The 24,220-nt window shown below is 60.1% G+C and carries 25 protein-coding genes and 1 tRNA gene; 9 read left to right on the forward strand and 17 right to left on the reverse strand.

From position 1 onward, the window contains the following. Positions 1 to 59: 59 nt before the first annotated feature. The 9 genes from BM152_RS10450 to BM152_RS10490 form a co-directional block, all read right to left on the reverse strand. Positions 60 to 695, reverse strand: coding sequence for a DUF4167 domain-containing protein (locus BM152_RS10450; RefSeq protein WP_066599849.1), 636 nt, complete (start codon positions 693 to 695; stop codon positions 60 to 62). A gap of 371 nt (positions 696 to 1,066) precedes the next feature. Beyond that, positions 1,067 to 1,921 carry a peptide chain release factor N(5)-glutamine methyltransferase gene (gene prmC, locus BM152_RS10455; protein ID WP_066599847.1) on the reverse strand — a complete coding sequence of 285 codons (855 nt, stop codon included), beginning with the start codon at positions 1,919 to 1,921 and terminating at the stop codon, positions 1,067 to 1,069. Then, a complete protein-coding gene (gene prfA, locus BM152_RS10460) occupies positions 1,918 to 2,967 on the reverse strand; it encodes a peptide chain release factor 1 (protein ID WP_066599844.1) in 1,050 nt (349 codons plus the stop codon). Before prfA ends, prmC begins: the two co-directional genes overlap by 4 nt. A gap of 55 nt (positions 2,968 to 3,022) precedes the next feature. Beyond that, on the reverse strand, positions 3,023 to 3,445 hold the full coding sequence (locus BM152_RS10465; RefSeq protein ID WP_066599835.1) for a DUF1499 domain-containing protein: 423 nt from the start codon (positions 3,443 to 3,445) through the stop codon (positions 3,023 to 3,025). Next, positions 3,442 to 4,407, reverse strand: a complete 966-nt coding sequence (gene speB, locus BM152_RS10470) for an agmatinase (RefSeq protein ID WP_066599827.1) — start codon at positions 4,405 to 4,407, stop codon at positions 3,442 to 3,444. Before speB ends, BM152_RS10465 begins: the two co-directional genes overlap by 4 nt. Positions 4,408 to 4,632: 225 nt before the next feature. Next, entirely contained in the window at positions 4,633 to 5,226 is a 594-nt protein-coding gene (locus BM152_RS10475) for an outer membrane protein (protein ID WP_066599825.1), read from the reverse strand. Between the two features lie 214 nt (positions 5,227 to 5,440). Then, a complete protein-coding gene (locus tag BM152_RS10480; protein ID WP_066599823.1) occupies positions 5,441 to 7,270 on the reverse strand; it encodes an ABC-F family ATP-binding cassette domain-containing protein in 1,830 nt (609 codons plus the stop codon). A 47-nt stretch (positions 7,271 to 7,317) separates the two neighbouring features. After that, positions 7,318 to 7,761: a tellurite resistance TerB family protein gene (locus BM152_RS10485; RefSeq protein ID WP_066599821.1), complete on the reverse strand. Its 444-nt coding sequence runs from the start codon at positions 7,759 to 7,761 to the stop codon at positions 7,318 to 7,320. Between the two features lie 180 nt (positions 7,762 to 7,941). Beyond that, complete coding sequence (locus tag BM152_RS10490; RefSeq protein ID WP_066599820.1) at positions 7,942 to 8,694, reverse strand: GNAT family N-acetyltransferase; 753 nt, start codon at positions 8,692 to 8,694, stop codon at positions 7,942 to 7,944. A 269-nt stretch (positions 8,695 to 8,963) separates the two neighbouring features. Between BM152_RS10490 and msrB the strand changes: the two genes are divergently transcribed. After that, positions 8,964 to 9,365: a peptide-methionine (R)-S-oxide reductase MsrB gene (msrB, locus tag BM152_RS10495; RefSeq protein WP_066599819.1), complete on the forward strand. Its 402-nt coding sequence runs from the start codon at positions 8,964 to 8,966 to the stop codon at positions 9,363 to 9,365. A gap of 116 nt (positions 9,366 to 9,481) precedes the next feature. Here the strand turns inward: msrB and BM152_RS10500 are convergent, their stop codons facing one another. Continuing rightward, a complete protein-coding gene (locus tag BM152_RS10500; protein ID WP_066599813.1) occupies positions 9,482 to 9,979 on the reverse strand; it encodes an outer membrane protein assembly factor BamE in 498 nt (165 codons plus the stop codon). A 79-nt stretch (positions 9,980 to 10,058) separates the two neighbouring features. Here BM152_RS10500 and BM152_RS10505 point away from each other — a divergent pair, with 79 nt between their 5' ends. The 8 genes from BM152_RS10505 to BM152_RS10540 all read left to right on the forward strand — a co-directional run bounded on the left by BM152_RS10505 (position 10,059) and on the right by BM152_RS10540 (position 16,274). Continuing rightward, positions 10,059 to 10,616 carry a YceD family protein gene (locus BM152_RS10505; RefSeq protein ID WP_066599810.1) on the forward strand — a complete coding sequence of 186 codons (558 nt, stop codon included), beginning with the start codon at positions 10,059 to 10,061 and terminating at the stop codon, positions 10,614 to 10,616. A gap of 314 nt (positions 10,617 to 10,930) precedes the next feature. After that, a complete protein-coding gene (gene rpmF / locus BM152_RS10510; protein WP_066599808.1) occupies positions 10,931 to 11,137 on the forward strand; it encodes a 50S ribosomal protein L32 in 207 nt (68 codons plus the stop codon). A 54-nt stretch (positions 11,138 to 11,191) separates the two neighbouring features. Then, positions 11,192 to 12,298 carry a phosphate acyltransferase PlsX gene (plsX, locus tag BM152_RS10515; RefSeq protein ID WP_066600285.1) on the forward strand — a complete coding sequence of 369 codons (1,107 nt, stop codon included), beginning with the start codon at positions 11,192 to 11,194 and terminating at the stop codon, positions 12,296 to 12,298. A 20-nt stretch (positions 12,299 to 12,318) separates the two neighbouring features. After that, complete coding sequence (locus BM152_RS10520; RefSeq protein ID WP_066599807.1) at positions 12,319 to 13,293, forward strand: beta-ketoacyl-ACP synthase III; 975 nt, start codon at positions 12,319 to 12,321, stop codon at positions 13,291 to 13,293. Between the two features lie 117 nt (positions 13,294 to 13,410). After that, positions 13,411 to 13,710 (forward strand): integration host factor subunit alpha, encoded by a 300-nt coding sequence (gene ihfA / locus BM152_RS10525; RefSeq protein WP_066599804.1) that lies wholly within the window; start codon positions 13,411 to 13,413, stop codon positions 13,708 to 13,710. A 25-nt stretch (positions 13,711 to 13,735) separates the two neighbouring features. Further along, positions 13,736 to 14,917, forward strand: a complete 1,182-nt coding sequence (locus BM152_RS10530; RefSeq protein WP_074914170.1) for a MerR family transcriptional regulator — start codon at positions 13,736 to 13,738, stop codon at positions 14,915 to 14,917. A gap of 92 nt (positions 14,918 to 15,009) precedes the next feature. Next, positions 15,010 to 15,086, forward strand: a tRNA-Pro gene (locus BM152_RS10535). Between the two features lie 114 nt (positions 15,087 to 15,200). Beyond that, on the forward strand, positions 15,201 to 16,274 hold the full coding sequence (locus BM152_RS10540) for a 2'-deoxycytidine 5'-triphosphate deaminase (RefSeq protein ID WP_066599800.1): 1,074 nt from the start codon (positions 15,201 to 15,203) through the stop codon (positions 16,272 to 16,274). A gap of 48 nt (positions 16,275 to 16,322) precedes the next feature. Here the strand turns inward: BM152_RS10540 and BM152_RS10545 are convergent, their stop codons facing one another. From BM152_RS10545 to BM152_RS10575, 7 genes are all read right to left on the reverse strand, one after another. Beyond that, positions 16,323 to 16,580, reverse strand: coding sequence for a hypothetical protein (locus BM152_RS10545; protein ID WP_066599799.1), 258 nt, complete (start codon positions 16,578 to 16,580; stop codon positions 16,323 to 16,325). Between the two features lie 101 nt (positions 16,581 to 16,681). Then, positions 16,682 to 17,329, reverse strand: coding sequence for an SMC-Scp complex subunit ScpB (scpB, locus tag BM152_RS10550; protein WP_066599797.1), 648 nt, complete (start codon positions 17,327 to 17,329; stop codon positions 16,682 to 16,684). Position 17,330: 1 nt separating this feature from the next. Further along, positions 17,331 to 18,137: a segregation and condensation protein A gene (locus BM152_RS10555; RefSeq protein WP_066599794.1), complete on the reverse strand. Its 807-nt coding sequence runs from the start codon at positions 18,135 to 18,137 to the stop codon at positions 17,331 to 17,333. 35 nt (positions 18,138 to 18,172) lie between these two features. After that, on the reverse strand, positions 18,173 to 19,144 hold the full coding sequence (gene nagZ / locus BM152_RS10560; RefSeq protein WP_066599792.1) for a beta-N-acetylhexosaminidase: 972 nt from the start codon (positions 19,142 to 19,144) through the stop codon (positions 18,173 to 18,175). A 3-nt stretch (positions 19,145 to 19,147) separates the two neighbouring features. Beyond that, positions 19,148 to 20,332, reverse strand: coding sequence for an SPOR domain-containing protein (locus tag BM152_RS10565; RefSeq protein ID WP_066599789.1), 1,185 nt, complete (start codon positions 20,330 to 20,332; stop codon positions 19,148 to 19,150). 141 nt (positions 20,333 to 20,473) lie between these two features. Beyond that, positions 20,474 to 22,192: an arginine--tRNA ligase gene (gene argS / locus BM152_RS10570; protein WP_066599786.1), complete on the reverse strand. Its 1,719-nt coding sequence runs from the start codon at positions 22,190 to 22,192 to the stop codon at positions 20,474 to 20,476. Between the two features lie 65 nt (positions 22,193 to 22,257). Then, positions 22,258 to 24,201 carry a cation:proton antiporter gene (locus BM152_RS10575; protein WP_082715281.1) on the reverse strand — a complete coding sequence of 648 codons (1,944 nt, stop codon included), beginning with the start codon at positions 24,199 to 24,201 and terminating at the stop codon, positions 22,258 to 22,260. Between the last annotated feature and the right edge of the window lie 19 nt (positions 24,202 to 24,220).

The following is a 24,220-nucleotide window of genomic DNA, read 5'->3' on the forward strand; positions in this document are numbered from 1 at the left end:
GTTTTTAATATTCAAAAGCTCAAAGCACGGGGTTGCGCCCGAACATCCGTAACGTGGTCTTACTCGACCACGTCCGGAGCTGTTTCCGGTGCAGATTTCGGCTCAGACTCCGCGGGTGCGCTCTCGGCCTTGGCCGCAGCTTCCGCTTCACGCTCCGCCTTGGTTTTGCGCGGCTTGCGCGGTGCACGCGGCTTTTTCGGTTTCGGCGCCTCTTTGGGAGCCTCTTCCGGTGTTTCTACCAGACCGGCATCGCTGGCCTCGGCTTTGTTTTCGGAGAACAACAGATCAGGCTGTTCGCCCTCTCCGGCAACCGGTTGCGCAGGTTGTGCGGGTTGTTGCTGCTGCGCCTCGCGTTTGCGATGCTGGCGCTCGCGTTCGGCGCGTTCAGCCTCCTGACGCTCGCGGCGTTCCTGTTGTTCGCGCTCTTGCTGTTCGCGTTGCGCTTCCTGTTCTTTCTGGGCTTGCCCCAGAAGACGCAAGTAATGTTCCGCGTGCTGCTGGAAGTTCTCGGCGGCCACGCGGTCATTCGAAAGCTGCGCGTCGCGGGCAAGCTGGTTGTATTTCTCGATGATCTGCTGCGGCGTGCCGCGCACCTTGCCCTCCGGACCGGAGCTATCAAAGACACGGTTGACGATATTGCCAACAGAACGGTTGCGGTTGTTCTTGGACCGCGAACGGTTTTTGGAAGATCTCATATGTTGTTCTTTCGAGCCTATGTCTCGGTAAAGTCGAGCCTGTGTCTGCCGGGTTCTATGGACCGGCTTATCCTTGAATTGGCTTGTCTGTCCCATGCGCTCCCAGTATCGGGAGCCGCAACGTCAAAGCTGTGCAGGGTAACAGCGTCGGGGAGAAGCTCCGCCTTACGCTGTCTCCAATAACCACGCCAGAACGGGCATTACAAGCGTTTTTTGCACATCCCATGCGCCGAAATGCGGCTTTTTCCGCGAAAAACCGGCCAAATTACCGATTTCCGGAACTCTTGCACAGAAAGGTTACCATTTGCTTTCTATAAGTACATTTTCCCTTCCGCCGATGCAGAACCACGAGGAAAAGTGCCGGCAAAACCCTATTTGCCGAGGTTGCGCGGATGCGGGTTCGGGGCCTGTGCACAGACCACTCGGTCGCGCCCGTCAAAGTCGGACAGGACACGCACCGCTTTCAACCCCTGCTCCAGAAACAGTGCCGAGACCGCAGCCCCCTGTGTCGGGCCGATCTCCACCAGCACCCGCCCGCGCGGCGCCAGAAACGCCCGCACCTGCGCCGCGATGATCCGGTAGCAGCTCAGCCCGTCCGCCTCGTCGGTCAACGCCACGCGCGGTTCATGGGCAAGCTCCGGAGACAAAGCCGCCATTTCCTCTGCCGCAATATATGGCGGGTTGGAGGTGATGAGATCGAACTGCCCCTCGACACCGTCCCACCAATCGGCCTGTTGAAACCGCGCACGCGACGACAGGCCCAAAGCATCGGCATTGCCCCGCGCCACGGCCAAAGCCGCCTCGGACACATCCGTGCCCAGCCCTTTGGCCAGAACCTGTTCCGCAAGCAAAGTCAAAAGGATAGCGCCCGACCCTACACCAAGGTCTAACACCGAGGTGAAGGGTTTCGACAGCGCCTCGGCAATCAGAACCTCGGTTTCCGGACGCGGGTCAAGCACATCTGTGCTCACGGAGAACCGCCTCCCGAAGAACTCGCGGTAACCCAGAATATGCGAGACCGGTTCGCGCTTTGCACGCCGCTCAATCGCCTGCTCAAACCCTTGCGCCTGCTCTGCCGTGATGGCATCCGGCAGGACCAAGGTCAGCCGTCCCGGCGCAATCCCCAACACATGCGCCATCAACAGCCGTGCATCTCGGGGCGCACCCTCGATCCCCGCCTCATTCAACCGTTTGGTGCCTGCAATCAGAGCCGTCTGGACGCTCACGCTTCCATCTCCGCGAGAAGCCCCGCCTGATGATCGGAAATCAGCGCGTCGATCACCTCGTCGAGATCACCCTGCATCACCTGATCGAGCTTGTAGAGCGTCAGGTTGATGCGGTGATCGGTCATACGCCCTTGCGGGAAATTATAAGTGCGGATGCGCTCGGACCGATCCCCCGAGCCGACTTGCGACTTCCGGTCTGCCGACCGCGCATCATGAAGCTTTTGGCGCTCCGCATCATAAAGCCGCGCCTTGAGAACATTCATCGCAATCTCGCGGTTGCGGTGTTGGGATTTCTCCGAAGACGTCACGACAATCCCCGACGGGATATGGGTGATCCTCACCGCCGAATCTGTGGTGTTGACGTGCTGGCCACCCGCACCGGAGGAGCGCATCGTGTCGATCCGGATGTCGTTGGGGTTGATCTCGATATCCACGTCCTGCGCCTCCGGCAGCACCGCGACCGTGGCCGCAGAGGTATGAATCCGCCCGCCACTTTCGGTCTCCGGCACGCGCTGCACCCGATGCACGCCGCTCTCGAATTTCATGCGGGCAAAGACGCCATCGCCCTTGATATTGGCGATCACCTCCTTGATGCCGCCCAACTCGCCCTCGCTCAATTCGATGATCTCGAAGTTCCAGCCCTTTGCCTCCGCATAGCGCTGATACATGCGTAAAAGATCACCGGCGAACAGCCCTGCCTCATCGCCGCCCGTGCCGGGGCGAATCTCGATGATGGCCGAGCCTGTATCGGCGGCGTCTTTGGGCAATAGCGCGATCTGGAGCGACTCTTCGGCTTCGGGAATCGCCGCTTTGAGCGCGGGGAGTTCCTCTTCGGCCAGCGCCTTCATCTCCGGATCGGCGAGCATTTCTTCGGCCTCGGCAATCTGCTCTCTGAGGCTTTGGTAACTGCGGATCTGTTCGACCACAGGGCGCAACTCGGCATATTCGCGGCCAAGGGCGACAATATCGCCCGTGCCTTGCGACATGGAGGCCTCAAGGAATTCAAAACGCTGGAGGATCTGGTGTAAGCGGTCTTCGGGTATCATGGGGTGATCTGTTGCCTGTGATCCGCCTGCGCGTCAAGCATCATCGCGTGATCTCTCAAAACCCAGCCGCCTCGATCCACGCCTCTGCGCGGCGCGCGTTCACGCCGAAATCGGCTTTGCCAAAGCGCAAACGGCCCAGAATCGCCAGTTCAGCACCGCCTTCATGCGGGCGGGCGGCCAATGTGGTGTAATCGGGAAATCCCCAGAAAAACGAGCGTGTGCGATAGGTCAGACGCCCCTCCTCGACCGATCCGGCCACATGGCGCGTGCGTGGCTCGGTCTGTGCCACAGCGGAAAGACGCGCCAGCGCCTCCTCCGGTTGCAGCGGTGCGGTCACGAGACGTTTCACGCCGCCGGGCGCGGGGTCTGCGGCGGCGAACGGGTCCACATGCCAGCGCGCAGGATCACTCGGCGTCAGCCGGACGATGGCTTGCAGCGCCACGAAAACAATCAATGCCCCCCAGAAAACCATTTTCATAAATCCTCTCTGCGGGTCCAGCCATACAGGCAAATCAATTCCATCAGCACATGCGCCCCTGCGATGGCGGTGGCGCCGGTGGTGTCAAAAGGCGGTGAGACCTCCACCACATCGCCGCCGGTCAGCCTGACCCCCGCCAGATCACGCAGGATCGCGGCGGCCTGCCAGCTTGCCAAACCGCCCCAGACCGGCGTGCCGGTGCCGGGGGCAAAGGCCGGATCGAGGCAGTCGATGTCAAAGGTCAGGTAGCAATTCCGCGTGCCGACGATTTTCTTGACCTCGTCCGCGACCCACCCTGTGCCGCGCTCGTGCACGGTGCGCGCGTCGATGATATTGACGCCCATCGTGTCGGGGTTGTCGGTGCGAATGCCGATCTGGACAGAGGTCTTGGGATCAATCAGGCCGGTCTTCACCGCTTTGTAGAACATCGTCCCGTGATCGACCCGCGCGAGATCGTCGTCCTGCCATGTGTCCGAATGGGCATCGAAATGGATCAGGCTCAACGGCCCGAATTTCTCCGCATGGGCTTTCAGAATCGGGTAGCTGATATAGTGATCGCCCCCCATCACCAGACTGCCTGCGCCCGCGGCCAGAATCGTGCGGATATGATCGGTCAGGCGGTCGGGAAATTCCGACACCATCGCATAGTCAAAGGCCAGATCGCCGTAATCCACCACGTTGAACAGATCGAACGGCGAATAGCCCCAGCCATAGGGCGCATCAAAGGCCTGTAGCGCGGAGGCCTCGCGAATGGCGCGCGGACCAAGGCGCGTGCCCGGCCGGTTGGTCACCGCCTGATCGAAGGGCACACCCGTGATCGCCAGATCGACGCCCGCCAGATCCTTGCTATAGCGCCGCCGGAAGGCCGACAGCGCACCGCCAAAGGCGTTCTCGAAGACCAGCCCTCGCCCCGTTCCAGTGAAGGCCAGATCAATCTGGTTTTTTGCATCCTCAAGCGCCATCTGCGGCCTTTCTGCTCTCATCGTGCATATGTGTCGGAACACACTGTAGCCATTGCCTCCGGCTTGGCAATCGGATGGGCGCTGCAGATGCGAAAAAACCCTCCGCTCGGGAAAGCGGAGGGCTGAGGACGCTCGCTGCTGCAAATCGTCCTCTTGGGAGGTGGCCGGACAAGTTGCCCTGTCCGTGCCAGACAAATGTCCGACGGAAGTCAGACGCGTGTCAGATCAGAATTTGAACGACACACGGGCGCCTAAAGTCGTGGCCGAAAGATCGGAACCGCTGTCGTCAAAACCGTCGAATTCGTTTTGCAGCAGTTCGGCACCGACATTGACGCTATCCGTCACGGCATAGTCCACGCCGAGACCATAGGTGTAACCGGTGTCATCATAGGACACGCCATCAATGTCTGCATTGGCATAGGCCGCACCGACCACACCGTAGATCAGAGCCGGACCTGCGTCATAACCAGCACGCAGTTTCAGGCGGGTCATGTCTTCAAGCTCGGAAGCACCGGTTTCGATATCGGAGCCGAGGTATTCAAGTTCGCCACCGAGGACGAATTGGCCGAAGTCGTAGTTGTAGCCGCCGAACACACCGTAAGTCATGTCGTCGGCGTCATCGAGCGCGTCATCGCCCCAGCCGTAGCCGAGAGTCGCACCAGCGTAACCACCCGTCCAATCTGTATCGGTCATGATCGCCACAGGCGCAGGCGCGATTGCAGGCTGCTCGACAACCGGTTCGGAATAGCCGCCAGCGAATGCAGGAGCGGTCAGGGCGAATGCGCCAAGTACCAGCGCGGGGGTTGCGAAACGTTTCATCATTTTCTCCTTGTATGCCTCGTTCTTGAGGTGATGCCATCATCGACATCTCAACAAGGCAGATAGAGAATTTGTTCCGAAAAAACAGAGGGTCAGAGGTCACGCTCGCGTGAGGAAACCGTGAGGTTTCCTAAATCGGTCAAATCCTGCCGAACCTCTGGAGTCCGTTGGCAAAAATTGGCTCACACAACCGTAGAGCAAAAAAACGGCGCCCTCAAGCGCCGGAATTTTTCTCCTCGAGCGTAAGCCATTCTTCCTCCGCCGCATCGAGAGCGGCCTGACGCTCTGTCAGCATTTCAGTGGCTTTCTGGAACTTCACCGGCTCGCGTGTGAACAGCTCCGGATCGGCCAGAAGATCAGCCAGTTTGGCGATCTCTGCTTCCAGCCGCGCAATCTCCGCTGGCAGGGCCTCAAGCCGGTGTTTTTCCGTGAAGGACAGGCCGGATTTTGCCTTCTCCGCTTGCGGCTTGGCCTCCGACTTGCCGGATTTCTGCGCCGGTTTCTGGCTGGCTTTGCCTGCCTGCGCCTTGGCACGCTCGCCCCGCTGCGTCAGGTAGTCTGTCCAGCCGCCCGCATAGACCACAGCCTCGCCATCGCCCTCCATCGCCACGGTCTGCGTCGCCACACGGTCGATAAAATCACGATCGTGCGAGACCAGAAGAACCGTGCCCTCGAAATCCGTTAAAATTTCCTGCAACAGGTCCAGTGTTTCGATGTCGAGATCGTTGGTCGGCTCGTCGAGCACCAGAAGATTCGACGGTTTCGCCATCAGTTTCGCCAGCAAAAGCCGCGCCTTCTCACCGCCCGAAAGCGAGGAGACCGGCGCGCGGGCCTGTGCATCGGTGAAGAGGAATTCTTTAAGATATCCAACAACATGCTTCGGCGTGCCCCGCACCATGACCTGATCGGCCTTGCCCGACACGCGCATGTCCTTGTCGGAAATCAGCGCCTCCCACAAGGTCAGATCATCGCGCAGGTTGGAGCGGGTCTGGTCAAAGACTGCCATATCCAGTTTCGTGCCCAGTTTGACGGTGCCTGTGTCGGGCTCCATCTCGCCTGTGAGCATTTTCAACACCGTGGTTTTACCCGCGCCGTTGGGGCCGACAAAAGCAATCCGGTCGCCGCGTGCCACCTTGATGGACAGATCACGCACGATGACCCTGTCGCCAAAGGTCTTGGAAATATGCTCGGCCTCGACCACGCGCTTGCCGGATTTCTCCGCAACGTCCAATTCCATCGCCGCCGTGCCCTGACGCCGGATCTGGCTGGCACGTTCGGAGCGCAGGTCTTGCAGGGCACGGACGCGCCCCATGTTGCGCTTGCGTCGCGCCGAGATGCCCTCGACCGCCCAACGCGCCTCGGCCTTGATCTTGCGATCCAGCTTGTGGCGCTGCATATCCTCGTCTTCCCAGATCTTGTCACGCCACGCCTCGAACGCCGCGAAGCCCTCTTCCTGCCGCCGCACCGCACCGCGATCAATCCAGAGGGTTGCGCGGGTCAGGTGGTTGAGAAAGGCCCTGTCGTGGGAGATCAGCACATAAGCGGTTTTCGTGGTGCGCAGCTCTTCTTCGAGCCATGCAATCGCTTCAATGTCCAAGTGGTTGGTCGGCTCGTCGAGAAGCATCAGCCCCGGCGCTTCGGCCAGAAGTTTCGCCAAGGCCGCACGACGACGCTCGCCACCGGAGGCGGTCTCCACCGGCGTTTCCGGATCGAATTTGAGTCCCTCGGCCACCATATCGACCTTATAGGTCTCGCTCGGATCCAAGGTGGACGAGGCAAAATCCCCCAAAGTGGCAAAGCCGGACAGATCGGGATCCTGCTCCATATAGCCGACTGTGATCCCCGGCCCCAGAACGCGGCTGCCGCGATCGGCCTCCACGAGACCGGCCATGACTTTCATGAGTGTGGATTTACCCGACCCGTTGCGGCCCACAAGGGCGACACGGTCGCCCTCCTGAACAACAAGGTTGAGCCCGTCAAAAACGGGGTCTCCACCAAAGGTGAGGGAAATATCGGAGAGCTGTAATACGGGTGCGCGTGCCATAAAGACCCGCTACAGGCCACTGTAGCAAAGGTCAAGCGCCGGCAAACTCAGCCCTCACGCACCTCGGACTGGAGTGCCTTTGCCCGTTCTTTCGAAATGCCCAGCAGCTTTTCGATATGATGCAAAAGCACATCTTCCTCTTCGTGCTTCACACCATCGGCATAAACCACCTGCCAAAGCGCCTTCAGCGTGCGTTCGCGCTCTTCCATGCTGATGGCATTGCGCACGATGGCGGTCATTTCCTGCGTTTCGGGCATTTCTTTCTCAAGCTTCTCGCAAGCCGCCCGCATTTTCGACGCCTCGACTGGGTTCAACCCGAACCGGCGCGCGAGAATGGAATCGATCACTTGCAACTCTTCGAACAGAATCTTGTTGTCGGCCTTCGCGGCCCGCACCATGAGCGCGCCCATGGCATGTTGCGCATCAGCCTCCGGCAAAGGCGTCTCGTAAGGCTCGGCTTTTGTGAAAAGCGCTTTCAGGGTTCTGAACATTGTCGGCTCCAAACTGGGGTCACGGCGAGTCTTTCACAGACCGCGCCCCGCTTCCAGTATCTCACCAATGAAAAAGAGATCGTTTCGCGCCCCTGTTGCAAAAGGCAGACAGCTTGACCGGAACCCGAGCCTACTGACGCGCGACAGCCGCCCGTTGCACGGATATGCCATGAGCAAAGGTTAGCCTGCCACCGCCCGCAGCAACCGCTTGCGCGCAGGCGGGATGGCCTTGATCTCAACGCCGGTAAACACATGCATTGTATTCAATTCGCGATCCACCACTGCATGATCCGACACCCAGCCGCCCATCATCAGATAGGTCTTCAACAGCGGCGGCATCTTGAGCATCGCACGGCGTGCATCCGGTTTGCGCCGCAGTCGCGCCGCGTATTTGAATACATTGGGGGCCTTGACCTTCGGCAGGAACCGTTTGGGACCAAGGTGACGGTGTTTGAGCATAGCCAAAGCATCGGCATGATCCTTCCACTCGGTGCCATGAAAAGAAGAACAGCCGAACAAAAGCGCCACATCCTGCTCGTCGACATAGCGGGTCATCGCCCCCCATGCCACACGCAGAATATCCGGGTCCTTCACCTCGGGATGAATGCAGAAACGCCCCATCTCCAACATCCGGCCCTCATATCCCGCAAGCCCCTCAAGCCCGTAGAACTGCGCTGAATAGCTTTGCGAAATTTGCGCCCCGCCTTCGAGGTCCAGAAAGCGATAGGTGCAGACCAGCCGCCCCGTCTTGCGTTCTTCGATCAACACATGACGGCACAAAGCATCGAAATCATCGGCCTCAAGCCCGTCTTCACGCGCAACCGCGCCCGTGCCTGCCACGAAAGCCAGATAACGCAAACGTTGCGCCGCCTCGACATCGGCACGGGTCTCGGCAAAGCGCGCCGTGTAACGGCCTTTCAGGAGCTTGAACATCGCTATGAGTCCTTTTCTTGTCCCTATAGAATATGGGTAGCCCCTTCATGCCTGCAAGTTATGACGGTTTCTTGACGCCTTGCCTCGCGCCAAATGCCGCCTAACTGTGCTAAAACCACACACGCACGACCCGAACCGCATATGTGCGGGCACACAGCAGGGCGGGTCAAGACCTTGGGCCATGACTTCGGTATGGTCTGGCCTGCAAACTCATCCCCTGTCGCAGCTCCAATGCGACTGAGGTCAACCGAAAGCAAAAGGGACACCATATGGCCAAAATAGAGAAAACCGACGCCCAATGGCGCGAGGAACTGGACCCGGAAACCTATAGGGTGACCCGTCTGGCGGGCACCGAGCGCCCCTTCTCCCATCCCGGTTTCCCGAAAACCCCCGGCGTTTTCACCTGCGCCTGTTGTGGTGCGGAACTGTTTGCACAGGAAAACAAATTCGAATCGCATTGCGGCTGGCCCGCCTTCGACGCAGTCAAAGACGATGCCCCCATAGCCGAAACACGTGACACCACCCACGGAATGATCCGCACAGAAGTGCATTGCGATCAATGTGGCGCGCATCTGGGCCATGTCTTCCCCGACGGTCCGCGCGAGACCACCGGTATGCGTTATTGCATCAACGGCGTGTCTCTGCGCTTCGTGCCCAAAGACGCAGACTAAACACATCCACCGCCCACATAGACCACGCGGGCGGCTTTCTGATGGTCCAAATACTCAAAAAAACCGCGCGTGGGGCTTCCCATGCGCGGTTTTTCCAAATCCGTAAAATACAAAGCTTACTGCAACAACTGCTCCGCAGAGACATTGCCAAGGTTGCCAAAGAGCTGCTGGAGGAATGTAATGCCCTTCACCCCATCATCCGTCACGCGACGCGACAGGACAACCACACGACCCTGCTCAAGCCCGAAGCGCTCGACATTGCTGACCCGCCCTTGAGCGTCAAAAGAAATGGCCACAACCTGACGGTCCACTTCTTTCGGCTCGAACGCGCCCAGATGGCGGAATTGCGAGCGGACGTAATACCATGCGGAACTGTCCAGAATACCTTCTGTGCCCGGCGTGCCGATCTCGTCCTTGATGGTCTCTTTTGTATCGACCCCGACAGAGATTTGCGCCAGTTGCTCCGCGGACGGCACATAGCCGTGATTGCGGAACTGCGCCACGCAGGCCGTCAGAGACAGGATAAGGGTCAGCCCCAACACGGCTTTCGCCAGAGTGGAGACCCAGGATAAGACCCCTGTTGCGGTCTTTTGCGGGAAAATGCGGTCGGACATGTGCCCCCTCTTGCCTTGTGAGCCTGCGCCTCTTATCCGCTTATAGAAACAGGGCCCGACGTTCAAGGAGACATCGACAATGGGACATGACGGTTTGACAAGCTGGGGGGCGGAATTGCGCTTGCGTGATCTTTCGGACGCCCATGCGCATCCGTTCCGCCTCGTACCCACATCCGAGGATATGGAAGAAATGGCCGCCACGCTTGGCCTGTCTTCCGTGAAGAAACTGTCCTTCGAGGGCAAGATGATTCCCGTCGGCAAACGTGACTGGCGCCTTGAGGGAAAACTGGGGGCTACGGTGGTCCAGCCCTGCGTAGCCACACTCGCGCCTGTGACAACACGGATCGACGCGGATGTGACCCGCAGCTACCTCGCGAAGTTCAAAGAGGATACCGAGGAAGAAGAAATTGAAATGCCCGCAGATGACGCAGAGCCTCTGCCCGTCGCGTTGCATCTGTCCACCGTGGCACAAGAAGAGCTGGCACTGGCGGCACCGGATTATCCGCGAGTCGAAGGCGCCGAGCTCGCGGTGACGCAATTCACCGAATCTGGCAAGGAGGCGATGACCGACGAGGACACCAAACCTTTTGCCAGCCTCAAAGCTCTGCGCGACAAGTTGCAAAAAGACGGCGAATAACCTGCGCGGGCGGGACACACCCGCCCCGAAAGGCCGGAAAACCACCGCAAAACACCGGATAAACACGGCAAAAACAAAAGACTTGCACGAAAACAAAATCCGAGTATGTTCCCGGCCTCGCTTCCACGAATGTTGTCGCGTCTGGCGCAGACGGAATGCCATGGCAAAACCATGGTTTACACGCTGCCCGCGAAAGCCTATGAAGCGCCAAAGTTTTGCCGGGCATGAGGCCCGGAGATAAATTGGGGCCCCGGCCCCGCCCACCTGCGGCACGGGTTTTCGAACCTTTTGCCCTTTGATACCGAGGTTGAGACATGGCTGTCCCTCAGAATAAGATTACCCGCTCCAAGCGGAACATGCGCCGCGCACACGATTCGCTGGTTGCAGGCAATCCTGCTGAATGCCCGAACTGTGGCGAGCTGAAACGCCCCCACCACGTCTGTGGTGCTTGCGGCCATTACGATGATCGTGAAGTCGTCGCACAAGCCGACGAGATCGATCTCGACGAAGACGCAGCATAAGCTTCGCTTTACGACGTCTGACACATGACCGAGCCCACGCCCTCAGTTGATCCGATGTCTGCCGCTTCTGCGGAGACCGAGGCACAACGTAAAGGTAGGCTCGGTGCACGTGCAGGCGTCAAAGTCACGCTTTCGGTTGACGCTATGGGCGGCGACCGTGGACCGGCGACCGTGGTCGCCGGTATTGCGCGTTCTGCATCCAAAAACCCTGCGCTGCATTTCATCCTGCACGGCCCTGCTGCCGAGTTGAACAAACTTGTGCGCAAACGGCGCATCCTTCGCGATCGCATCGAGATTCGCGATGTGCCCGGGGTCGTCACTATGGATGAAAAACCCAGTCAGGCCATGCGCCGACCGGACACGTCAATGCGCTCTGCGATTGATGCGGTGAAAAACGGCGAGGCTCAGGCCTGTGTCTCCTGTGGCAACACCGGAGCGTTGATGGCGACCTCGATGATCCGCTTGCGCAAGCTCGACGGAATCAACCGCCCCGCCATCGCCTGCCTATGGCCCTCGCGCAATGCGCAGGGGTTCAATGTCATGCTGGATGTGGGCGCGGATATTCGTGCCGATGCGCGTGATCTGCTGCAATATGCCATGATGGGCGCCTCCTATGCGCGCAATGGCTTGGGGCTGGATCTGCCGCGAATCGGATTGCTGAATGTCGGCACCGAAGAACACAAAGGCCGCGCCGAACTGAAAGACGCCAATGAGTTGATCTCCAATGCCTCAGGCATCGGTGGATATGACTTCAAAGGGTTCGTCGAAGGCGGAGACATTCCCGGTGACAAGGTTGATGTCATCGTCACCGACGGGTTTACCGGAAATATCGCGCTGAAAACCGGCGAAGGCACGGCAAAACTTGTGGGTGATTTCCTCAAGGAGGCCTTCAAGGCCACGCCTCTGTCCCGCGTCGCCGCCCTTCTGGCGCTGACCTCGTTGAAACGCTTGCAGAAACGAATCGATCCGCGACGCGTGAATGGCGGGGTGTTCCTCGGCCTCAAAGGCACAGTGGTCAAATCCCACGGCTCCGCTGATGCCACCGGCGTCTCGGCCGCAATCAAACTGGCCTATGAACTGGCTTCCACAGGGTTCACCGAACGTTTGGCCGCACGGGTTGCATCCGCCGACGCCTCGGCGCAAAATGACCCAACGTCATAAGTAACATAAGGCTCAAAGCCATGACAATCCGGGCAGTCGTCACCGGCGTGGGTCACTACCTCCCCGCACGCGTGGTCGAAAACGCAGAATTCGAAAAAACTCTCGACACATCCGACGAATGGATCAGAACGCGCACGGGAATCGAGCGCCGCCATTTCGCGGAAGAAGGCGAAACCACCTCCATGATGGGCACTGCCGCCGCGAAAGCCGCGCTTGCCGATGCGGGTGTGGACGCCAGCGAGATTGACGCCGTGATCGTCGCCACCTCGACGCCGGACCTGACCTTCCCCTCTGTGGCGACGATGATCCAGAAAGAGCTGGGCATGTCCTGCGGCTTTGCCTTTGACGTGCAGGCCGTTTGTGCGGGCTTTATCTATGCGCTCTCCAATGCCAACGCCCAGATCGTCTCCGGTCAGGTGAAGAAAGTTCTGGTGATCGGCGCAGAGACCTTCTCCCGCATCATGGACTGGACCGACCGCTCCACATGCGTCCTCTTTGGTGATGGCGCGGGCGCTTTGGTGCTTGAGGCACAAGAGGGCAAAGGCACACCGGAAGATCGCGGCATCCTGTCTGTCGATCTCAATTCCGACGGCAATTACAAAGACATGCTCTATGTCGATGGCGGTGTCTCCACCACCGGCACGGCCGGAAAACTGCGGATGCAGGGCAATGCGCTCTTCCGTCAGGCAGTGCAAAAACTCGCCTCCACCGCTGAGACCGCCATCGGCAAGGCCGGGCTGACCACGCAGGACATCGACTGGATCGTGCCGCATCAGGCCAATATCCGCATCATCGAAGGCACGGCCAAAAGGCTCGGGCACGCGATGGATCAGGTGGTTGTCACCGTGCAGGATCACGGCAATACCTCCGCCGCCTCGATTCCGCTGGCCATGTCGGTCGGCAAGGAACGCGGACAGATCAAGACCGGCGACATCTGTGTGGCCGAGGCCATCGGTGGCGGGCTGGCTTGGGGCGCGATTGTCATCCGCTGGTAACCGGTCACGGTCCAAGGGCGGCTTCCCGCGCGTCAAAAGCCCCGCCCAAGTCATTGATATTGACGGGGGCTTTGCAAACTGCCACTCTCACCTCAACCGTCCAAAAGGGGGAGACAAATGAGCAAGACTTTGACACGTATGGACCTGAGCGAAGCTGTATTTCGTGAAGTGGGTCTGAGCCGCAATGAATCCGCCGCCCTTGTCGAAAGTGTGCTGGCGCATATTTCCGATGCCCTCGTCGAAGGCGAGACCGTCAAGATTTCATCTTTCGGCACCTTTTCCGTGCGCTCAAAATCCGAACGCGTCGGCCGCAATCCGAAGACCGGCGACGAAGCCCCTATTCCGGCGCGCCGCGTCCTCACCTTCCGCCCGTCGCACCTGATGAAAGATCGGGTGGCCGAAGGCAATAAAGCGTAAACTGCACCTAAAGGCTTGATATTAAATGGATAAATCACCGGACGCCTTCCGCACAATCAGCGAGGTTGCCGATTGGCTTGACACGCCGGCCCATGTGCTGCGCTTTTGGGAGAGCCGGTTTACCCAAGTCAAACCCATCAAGCGCGCGGGCGGGCGACGCTATTACCGCCCTGCCGACATGGCGCTTTTGGGCGGGATCAAGAAGCTGCTACATGACGATGGCATGACCATTCGTGGCGTGCAAAAACTCTTGCGCGAACACGGGGTTAAATATGTCGCCTCGCTCTCCCCTGTGATCGAGGGGGTTGAGCCGATCACCGCCCCGCCTGTGACGAACAGCCCGATTCCCCCGACGCCGAAACCGTCCGAACCTGTGCAGCTTGCTGTCGTGGAAACGCCGCCCGAACCGGCCCAACCTGCACAAGAAACAGCACAAGAGCCGGAACCTGCCCCCGTGCGCACGCCTGTGCCACCCGCGCCGATGGCCGAAATGGTATCCCAAGAGGACTACGAGGCAGAGCTGCCTGAAGAGACCATTGTCCCCTTTTCCCGCTCTGAGCCTGTATCTCCGGACACCGCCGAGGCGCAGCCCGAATCTGACGCGCCTGAGGTTGCAGCAGAGGCGGTGGTCGCAGAGGTCGAAGTTGCAGAAGCGCCTGTATTCACGGCTCACCTAGAAGAGACCACGCCCACAGAACCCACCACAGACGAGATTGCCGCAACTGCCGCGCCAACAGAGCCGGAACCGCATGATCCGTCCGAAATGCCGATCGCGATGGATGAAGCCGAAACAGGCACATATGAGTCGGAGGCGATGACCGAATCGCTGTTCGATATGACAGACAGTTCCGAAGCGGATGAGGCGGACTCAATGGCTGAACAAGCGACTTTCGACTTCGACCTGAGCGAGTCCTTTGCGGATCACGACCCCGATCCGACTCTGGTGGAGACGGACGAGGCCGAGCTGCCCGCCGACGCCCCCCTTGCCGCGCCCACAGAGGCCGAGGCCCCCGCCACACCGGAACGCCTGCCCTTGGGAGCAGCACTTGATCTGCCGGACGACCCTGAGGACACCGCGCCCGAGATCACCCCTGCGGCCAGTGTCTTGGGGCAGCTTGATCATCGCAAACTGATGACCATGCCGACAGATGAGATCACCGCACTGGTGGCGCGAATCGAAACGCTGCGGGCGCGTCTGGCCGGTTGAACGCAATCGTGCAGCTTATTCCAAATTCAGTGTCTTTTTCGCAAAATAGCACTTGCCCCCGCCACGGAAATCTCTATTTAACGTGTCCACGTCGGGCTATAGCGCAGTCTGGTAGCGCGTCCGTCTGGGGGACGGAAGGTCGCAGGTTCAAGTCCTGCTAGCCCGACCAACAACACCTCAAAACCGCTCGCAACCCTCTGGGCTTGCGGGCGGTTTTGCGTTAAGCCTCTGCCATTCTGTGAAAACCCCGCAAGGTGCCCGCAATCAGGGTGGAGGAACGACAATGGGTGTACTGGCCGACCATGCCATTCGCGACATGCTCACACGCGGCGAGATTTCTGCCGAACCGGCTGTGATTGACGCTCAGGTGCAACCCGCCTCTCTTGATCTGCGTCTCGGAGCGCGGGCATGGCGGGTTCGGGCCTCCTTTCTGGCCGGAGAGGGCCGCACCGTGGCCGAACGTCTCGAAGAGTTCGAGATGCACCAGATTGATCTCACAGAGGGCGCAGTGTTGGAAAAAGGCTGCGTCTATGTCGTGCCCCTGATGGAGCGGCTGGCCCTGCCCGACGGGATTCAGGCCGTGGCCAATGCCAAAAGCTCGACCGGACGGCTGGACCTTTTGACCCGCCTCATCACCGATGAAGGCGTCGAATTCGACCGCATAGCTCCGGGCTATGACGGCCCGCTGTTTGCCGAAATCTGCCCACGGTCGTTCTCCGTGCTCGTCCGCCCCGGTATGCGGCTCAACCAGATCCGGTTCCGCGACGGACAGGCCGTGCTCACCGATCCCGCGCTGATGGCGCTGCACGAGAGTACCCCGCTGGTCGATGGGCCCGCCGTGATTGATCAGGGGCTGGGGTTCTCTGTCGATCTGAAGCCCGCTGAGGGTGATCTCGTCGGTTATCGGGCCAAGCCGCATACGGGCGTGATCGACCTCGACAACATCGGCCATTACGATCCGGCGGAATATTGGGAGCCGATCCATGCCCAAAACGGCCAGATCATCCTTGATCCGGGCGCGTTCTATATCCTTGTGAGTCGCGAGGCTGTGCATATCCCGCCCGACTATGCCGCCGAAATGGCCCCCTATCTGGCGATGGTGGGCGAATTCCGTGTGCATTACGCCGGTTTCTTCGACCCCGGTTTCGGCAATGTGGATGCAGGTGGCGCAGGTGCACGCGGCGTGCTTGAAGTCCGCTGCCACGAAGCGCCTTTTGTGCTGGAACACGGGCAAATCGTCGGGCGTCTGGTCTATGAAAAGATGCAAAGCCGCCCCGACCGGCTATACGGTGCTGATCTTGCGTCGAATTATCAGGGGCAAGGGCTCAAACTCTCTAAACATTTTCGCGGACTGTAATCTACCGACGCAGCCACGTCCGTAAGCCGAAGCTTCCGCAAACGCGCTTCAGAACTTGCCGATTCTCCGGCTCATACGGGCCAGTTTGCGGGCGCGTTTGGCGCTCTCTTTGGCTTGCGAGGACATCTGGGCCTGATCCTGCGTCCGCTTCGCCTGATCTTTGTCGGAAAGATCCTCGCCGCGCGCAGGTGTGCGCCGTTTGGCCAGCGCAGAGGAGCCCGCATCAATCCCCTTGTTCACCCCTTTGCTCACAAGGGTGCGGATCACGCGGTTGATGACCATGTTGATCAATCTGTCGAGATTCATGTCACTATGCCTCTGCCTGTTGCCCGTATTTCATATCACATTCCCGGAGGCGTGGCGAAAGGCTTTCGCACACAGGTGCGGCACACATGCGCGTGAAGGTCTCAGGACTCGTCCTCGAACAGATCATCCTGTTCCTCGTCCCCGTCCCCAAGATCACCATCCCCCGGCATCGGGCGACTGTCCAGAAGGCCCGCAGCGCGCAATTCCTTGACGCCCGGAAGGTCGCGCGCACTCTCAAGACCGAAGTGGTCAAGGAAGTCCGGCGTCACCACATAGGTCACAGGGCGACCGGGGCTCATTCGGCGGCGGCCAAAGCGAATCCATTCCAGTTCCATCAACTGGTCCAGAGTGCCCCGCGACACGGAGACGCCACGGATTTCCTCGATCTCGGCGCGGGTGCAAGGCTGGTGATAGGCGATGATCGCCAGAGTTTCGATGGCCGCGCGGCTGAGTTTGCGCGTCTCCGTGGTTTCCTTTTGCATCAAAAAACCAAGGTCCGGCGCCGTGCGAATGGCCCATGCATCACCGACACGCACCACACGCACCCCGCGCCCCTCATAGCGTTTTTGCAACAGATCAAGCGCGGCTCTCGGCTCGCAACCATGCGGCATCCGCGCCGCCAGATCAGCCAGCGTCACCGGATCGGCAGAGGCAAACAGCACCGCTTCGACCATACGTTCCTGCTCGGCCAGAGGCGGGGCCTCGAACAGGCTCTCGACGTGTTCAACCTTTTGGTCAGTTTCAGCCATGCTAACTCCGTGATGTTCCGCTCGGACGGGCTTTGATCTGGATGGGGGCGAATGTGCCGCCCTGACGCAATTCGACCTGACCCTGTTTGACCAGTTCCAACGATGCCGCAAAGGTCGCGGCGGTGGCAGAACGGCGTTTTTTCGGGTCCAGTTCCCAGCCTTCCGGCAGGTAAGACGACAGATCGGCCCAGTCCAGCGCGTAAGGGATCATCCCCCGCATCCGCTCCAGCGCCTGTTCCATCGACAGGATCGCCTCGCGGTCCATGACAAAGGGGCGGAATTCGTCCTTTGTGCGCACGCGGGCATAGGCCTGCATCAGGTCCAAAAGCGTCGCGCGATAGGTGACGTTGCGCTTGCGCTGCACCTCTTCGGGAATGCCACGCGGGAAAAAGTCGCGGCCTTTCTGGTCGCGCGCCATGAGCTTGGCGGCAGCGTCGCGCATGGCTTCCAGACGTTGCAACTGAAAGGCCAGATGCGCGGCCAGTTCCTCGCCGGAGGGGCCTCCGTCGCTCGGATCAGGCGGCAACAGTAGGCGCGATTTCAGAAAGGCCAGCCAGGCGGCCATCACCAGATAATCAGCGGCCAGTTCGATCCTGAGCTCTTTCGCCCGCTCCACAAAGACCAGATATTGCTGCGCCAGATGCAGGATCGAGATTTTCAGCAAATCGACCTTTTGCGTGCGCGACAGTTGCAGCAAAAGATCCAACGGCCCTTCGAACCCGTCGACATCCACAATCAGAGCTTCGGCGGCGAGGCGTTCCTCGACACTTAATACATCGCTGATCTCGAATTGATCGGAGTCGGCCATTGGTTGCCTTTACGGGTTGTGCCCAGAAATTACGTTCAGGAAAACTCATCCGCCAGAGCGGTGATGTCAATGGGCTGATAGCTCGGGCGCGTATGGGCGGCATGATCCGCGCGGCTCTGCGCCTTCTCAGACATCACCCCCAGATGCGCGAGTTGCTCCATCTCGGCCAGATCGCCATTGCAATGCAAAACCATATCACACCCTGCCGCAAGTGCTGACTGAGCACGTTCCAGAACCGTGCCGTCAAGCGCACCCATCGAAATGTCGTCGGTCATCAAAAGCCCGTCAAAGCCGATCTCGTCGCGGATCAGGTCAATCACCTTCGGGCTTTGTGTGGCGGGCCGGTGCGGGTCGATGGCGTCCAGAATGATATGTGCGCTCATCCCCATGGACAGATCGCTCAGAGCCTCGAACGGTGCGAAATCCTCCGCCAGTTCCGCCCGAGTTGCATACACATGGGGCAGTCCCTTGTGGCTATCCACCGTGCCGCGACCGTGTCCGGGCAGGTGTTTCATCACAGGGGCCACGCCACCTGCGGCCATGCCCTCGACCAAGGCGCGGCCCATACGGGCAACCATGCCGTGATCTTCGGAGAAACAACGGTTCTTCAGGAAGGGGTGCGTCTCTTCGCGGGCCACATCCAGTCCCGGTGCGCAGTTCACGTCGATGCCCACGCGATGCAGGTCTTCGGCCAACAACCGTCCCCTGATCCACAGAGCGCGGTCAGGGTCTCTTGCCTGTTGCACCTGATCCAACGGGGGCAGAAACTCCCGCCAATGGGGCGCACGCATCCGCTGGACACGGCCCCCCTCCTGATCCATCAGCACAGGCGCATCGCGGCCCACGGCCTCGCGCAGCGCATTTGTGAGGCTGCGGAGTTGTTCAGGCGTGTCTACATTGCGGGCAAAGAGGATAAAGCCCCAAGGCTGCGCCTCACGGAAAAACGCCGCCTCACGAGGAGACAGCGTTACGCCTTCGCAGCCGAAGATAAAGGCACCCTGCCCCATGTCTTAACGCTTGATCGTCGGCACACAGGCCGCGTTCATCGCGGTCAGCGCCGCACAGAAACGGTTCGCATCAGAGGCATCGGCAAAGCCGTAGGCACGCAGACGGTAGAAGGTCTTGCCGCCACTTTCGGCCTGTTCCACCACACGGGTCTTGCCCTCCATGAGGTCTTCAAAACGACCGCTCAACCGCTCCCATTCGCCGCGCGCGATATCTTCGGATTGAAACGCCCCGAATTGCACAAGGCTTGCGCCATCCGGCACCTCGTTCGGGCTGATTTCATTGACCGCACCGACAGCAGCCAGAATGTCACCGGCAACACCGTCAAGGCTGGCGGAATCCGTCCGTGTCGCCAGAGAAGCAAGTTTGACAGGGCGCGGTTTCGGGATCGGGGAGGTCATCACATTTGCCCCGTCGAGCGTGTCGGGCACATTGGCCGCGACCTCTTCGACCGCCTCCAGTTCAAGCGGGTCTTCGGCCACCGCGACCTGCTCCAACGTGTCCGGCGCGGGTTCAACGGCAAAGGCATCCGATGCTGGCTCATAGGAGGAGAGCACAGGCTGCAGCGCCGACACCGGCTGATCCTCGTCGGTCAGCGACGGGGCCGCAGGGGCCAGAACATAGCGATCCGCAGGCGCAGCCGCGGAGCCATCGGCCGTGACAGAGTTGACAGCCAACCCCTGATGCATGGCAAGCTGCCCGCCGGGATCTTCCGGCAGGAGCCGTGCCGATCCTTCGAGTGCGCGGATCACCGGCACACCGGTCACATCGCGCACCATGAGCTTGTAGCCCCAAACGGCCAGACCTAGGATCAGCACCAGCGAGATCACCGCTCCGCCCAGTTGTGCGGGCCCGAGTTGGGGGCGTGTAGCACCTTCCATCTCCGGAATATCCTGCGTGTCGTAGACATAGGCCGGAGCCGCCTGATAGCCCGCTTGCGGAGCCTGCGTTTCATGACCCATAGCCGCGCCGGCCTGCGGGGCAGACTGTGGCGAAAAGTGCACATTTTCCTTGGAAAACAAACGGTCCGCATCCGGTGCGCCCGCCATATTCGGATGGCTTTGTGCCTCATAATCCGACGTGCGCGTCACCTGTGGCTCCGCGCGTTGCCAATAATGTTCACGAGAAGTGGTGCCACGATCCTGCGCTGGCGCATAGCCTTGACCGGGGCCGTTAAAAACGTCCTGCATCCTCTTTGCCTCATACATTTCCCGCTTTGTTTTCTGCGGGTTATCATCTGCTCTTGAGAGGCCGCTTGAAGGTCTTCGCCCTCGTTTTGATATGCGGCCCCTCCCGGGGTTCCGGTCAGTTCTGGTCGATACGTTTGAAACTCAACGCATTTCCTCAGCCGGAGTTACCCCAAGGATAGCAAGTCCGGCAGAAATCACAACGGCCACGGCACGCGGTAGGGCAATTTTTGCCGCCGACAGTTCCGCATCGTCTTGCAAGAAGCGCAGCGCCTCGTTCTCATTGCCCTTGTTCCACAGCGCATGGAAGTCGGAAGCCAGATCATAGAGATAGAAGGCGATCCGGTGCGGCTCGTGGCCTTTCGCGGCGATTTCCACCTGACGCGGGAAGTCGGCCAGCTTGCGCGCAACGGCAATCTCCGCGGAGTCGTCAAAGCGCGGCGTATCGGAGAGCGTAATCCCCTGCGCCTCGGCCTTGCGCAGCACGGAACAGATCCGCGCATGGGCATATTGCACATAGAACACAGGGTTGTCTTTCGACTGCTCCAGAACCTTGTCGAAATCGAAATCCAGCGAGGCGTCGTTCTTGCGCGTCAGCATGATGAAGCGCGTCACATCCTTGCCCGCCTGCTCGACCACATCGCGCAGGGTCACAAAGGTGCCCGCCCGTTTCGACATTTTGAACGGCGCGCCGTTTTTGAAGAGCTTCACCAACTGGATCAGCTTGATATCGCAATCGACCTTGCCATCCGACAGGGCAGACACGGCCGCTTTCATCCGTTTGACATAGCCGCCATGGTCGGCACCGAAGACGTCGATGATCACGTCATAGCCGCGTTTCACCTTGTCATAGTGATAGGCAATATCCGGCGCGAAATAGGTCCATGCCCCGTCGGATTTCTGGATCGGGCGGTCCACGTCATCCCCGTGGGCGGTGGATTTGAACAGCGTCTGCTCACGCGGCTCCCAGTCCTCCGGCATTTTGCCTTTCGGCGGCTCCAGAACGCCGCGATAGATCAGACCTTTTTCGTCCAGTTCCTTGATCGCGGTTTCAATCAGCCCAGTATTGTAGAGCGATTTTTCGGAGAAGAACCGGTCCATCTCGACGCCCAGCATCTTCAGGTCGTCACGGATCATCGCCATCATCGCATCGGTGGCAAAGACACGTACATCGGCCAGCCATTCTTCCTCCGGCTTGTCCAGAAGACTGTCGCCGTATTTCTCCTTGAGCGCCTCGCCCACTGGCACAAGGTAGTCACCGGGGTAAAGCCCTTCTGCAATCTCGGGGCTCAGCCCGTGGGCCTCGCGGTAGCGTTCAAACACCGAACGCGCCAGCACATCGACCTGAGCGCCGCCATCGTTGATGTAATACTCGCGGGTCACGTCATAGCCCGCAAAATCCAGCAGCGAGGCCAGAGCATCCCCGAACACCGCGCCGCGCGTGTGGCCCACATGCATCGGACCGGTCGGGTTGGCGGAGACATATTCGACATTGACCTTTTTCTGCGCCCCCAAGGTCGAGCGTCCGAAACCCTCGGTGGTCAGCACAGTCTCCACAAGACCGGACCAGACCGCCTCGGACAGACGCAGGTTGATGAAACCGGGACCGGCCACATCAACCGTCTCGATCCGCGCATCAGCGGCAAGTTTCTCGGACAGTTTCTCGGCAATGTCGCGCGGCTTCATCTTGGCAGGCTTGGCCAGAACCATCGCCGCATTGGTCGCCATATCGCCATGCAAAGGATCACGCGGCGGCTCCACCGCAACATTGGAAAATTCCAATCCTTCGGGCAAAACACCCTCGGCGCTCATCGCATTAAGGCTGTCGATCACAAGGCTACGGATATCGGCGAACAGGTTCATGATGTCTCTCTTTGTCAGTCCTGCGCGGGTTTACCACGCAGGTGCGCCACGTCAACGGGGCTTGCTCATTCAACACGTTTGGAGGTTTGATCTTCCGGCGGCACAAGCGCCACGAGTTTCACACCGGGGCTCATCCGCCCGCGTGCGGTATTCACCCGCAGTTCCGTGCGGCGGCGTTTGAGGGCCTCGCGTGCACTTTCGCGCTGGTCTTCGGGCAGATCCTTGATCAGAGCCTCCGCACGCGCCGGAAACAAAAGCTCGGCATCTTCGGGCAGAAAGCGCTTGAACACCCCGTCCGCACTCATCCGCCCCAAAAGCATGGCGTTGGGCCGGTCCTCTTTCCACTGGTCAAAGCCGTAATCCTCGGACAGTTGCGTGACGGAGAGCTTCCAGCCCTGACGCATCAACTCGTCCAACTCGCCATAGGTCTTGCCCGCCCCGAAAGGACGCCCGCCCAGTTGCGTCGGCAGCGCATGACGCGCGCGTTCGCCTTTGACACGGGCCAGTTGCCAGACCTGATCGCGCCCGAATTCCGAGCCAAAATCTGTCGCCACCAGCGTGTTATAGGCATCATTTTCCGTGGCCGCGATGAGCGTGGCATAGGACAGAACTTCAAGACTGTCTTCCGCAGCCTCGCCCAGAATATCTCCGTAAAACACCGGCAGCCCCGCCGCGCGCGGACGCACCAAACGCGCGTGGTTCGGATCAGCGATCAACACCGGAACCTCCTCGCGCTTGAGCGCTTGGGCCAAAGCCGTGGTGAACCGTGATCCACCAAGGATCAGCACCCCCGGCTTGCCCTTGGACGCAAGCCCCAAGCGCCGCGCGAGAGGCGCCAGCGTGAATCCATGCAACACCACCGTCGTCAGCACCAGCACAAAGGCCAGAGGCCCCACAACCGCGCCATCGCTCACCCCGTTGGCAGCGAGCCGTTCGCCAAAAAGCCCCGCCACAGCCACAAGCACCACACCGCGCGGCCCCGTCAGTGCGATAAGCAGCTTCTCGTTGCGTGGCAGTCCGGTCCCGATGAGCGAGACCAAAACGGTCACAGGACGCGCCACGAGGATCACCAAGGCCACAAAAAGCCCCGCCCGCCATGTCAGCTGTCCCAAGGAGGCGAAATCCATCGAGGCGGCCAAAAGGATGAACACGCCCGAAACCAGAAGCACCGTCGCATGTTCCTTGAACCGGCGCAGCTCTTCGAAAGACGGCAGATCGGCATTGGCGATGATCAGCCCCATCACCGTCACCGCCAAAAGCCCGCTTTCATGCAGCATCATATTCGGGAAAGCAAAGGTCACTAGAAGCGTGGCAAACAGCACCGGCACTTTCATATATTCCGGCACATAGGCGCGGCGGAACGTGTAGGAAATCGCCGCTCCCGCCGCGATGCCCACGGCCATGGCAATGGCGATCCCGACACCCAGTTGCAGCAATGCATCCGGCAAGCTCTCCGCCTCGCGCCCCACAAGCACAAATTCAAAGGCCAGCACCGCCGCCAAAGCTCCCACGGGATCGTTGACGATAGCCTCCCATTGCAACAGGTTTGCGGGCCGTTTTTGCAGCTTGGCCTGCCGTAGCAACGGCGCAATCACGGTCGGGCCAGTGACGACCATAATGCCGCCAAACACCGTCGCGGCCTCCCAGCCCAGCCCTGCGCCCCAATGCAGCGCCGATGTAGAGAGAAACCAGCCCAAAGGCGCGCCGATCAGAACCAGACGTGTCACACCTTTGCGCGCATCACCCAGCTTGTGCAGATCAAGGGTCAACCCGCCCTCAAACAGGATCACCGCCACCGCGAGAGAAATCAGCGGCTGCACCAGATCGCCAATATCGCGCTGCGGATCGAGCAGCCCTAATGCGGGGCCGACGATGAGACCGGCGGCCAGCATCAGCACAATCGCGGGCAGTTTCAGCCGCCACGCGAGCCATTGCGATCCGACACCAAGTGCGCCCACAAGAGCAAAGGCTTCCACCGGACCCAAGCCCGTCAACTGTTCTGTCGCCATATCCCGCTCCCCCGCAGAT

The sequence above is a fragment of the Celeribacter halophilus genome (assembly GCF_900114135.1).
Classification (GTDB): domain Bacteria; phylum Pseudomonadota; class Alphaproteobacteria; order Rhodobacterales; family Rhodobacteraceae; genus Celeribacter; species Celeribacter halophilus.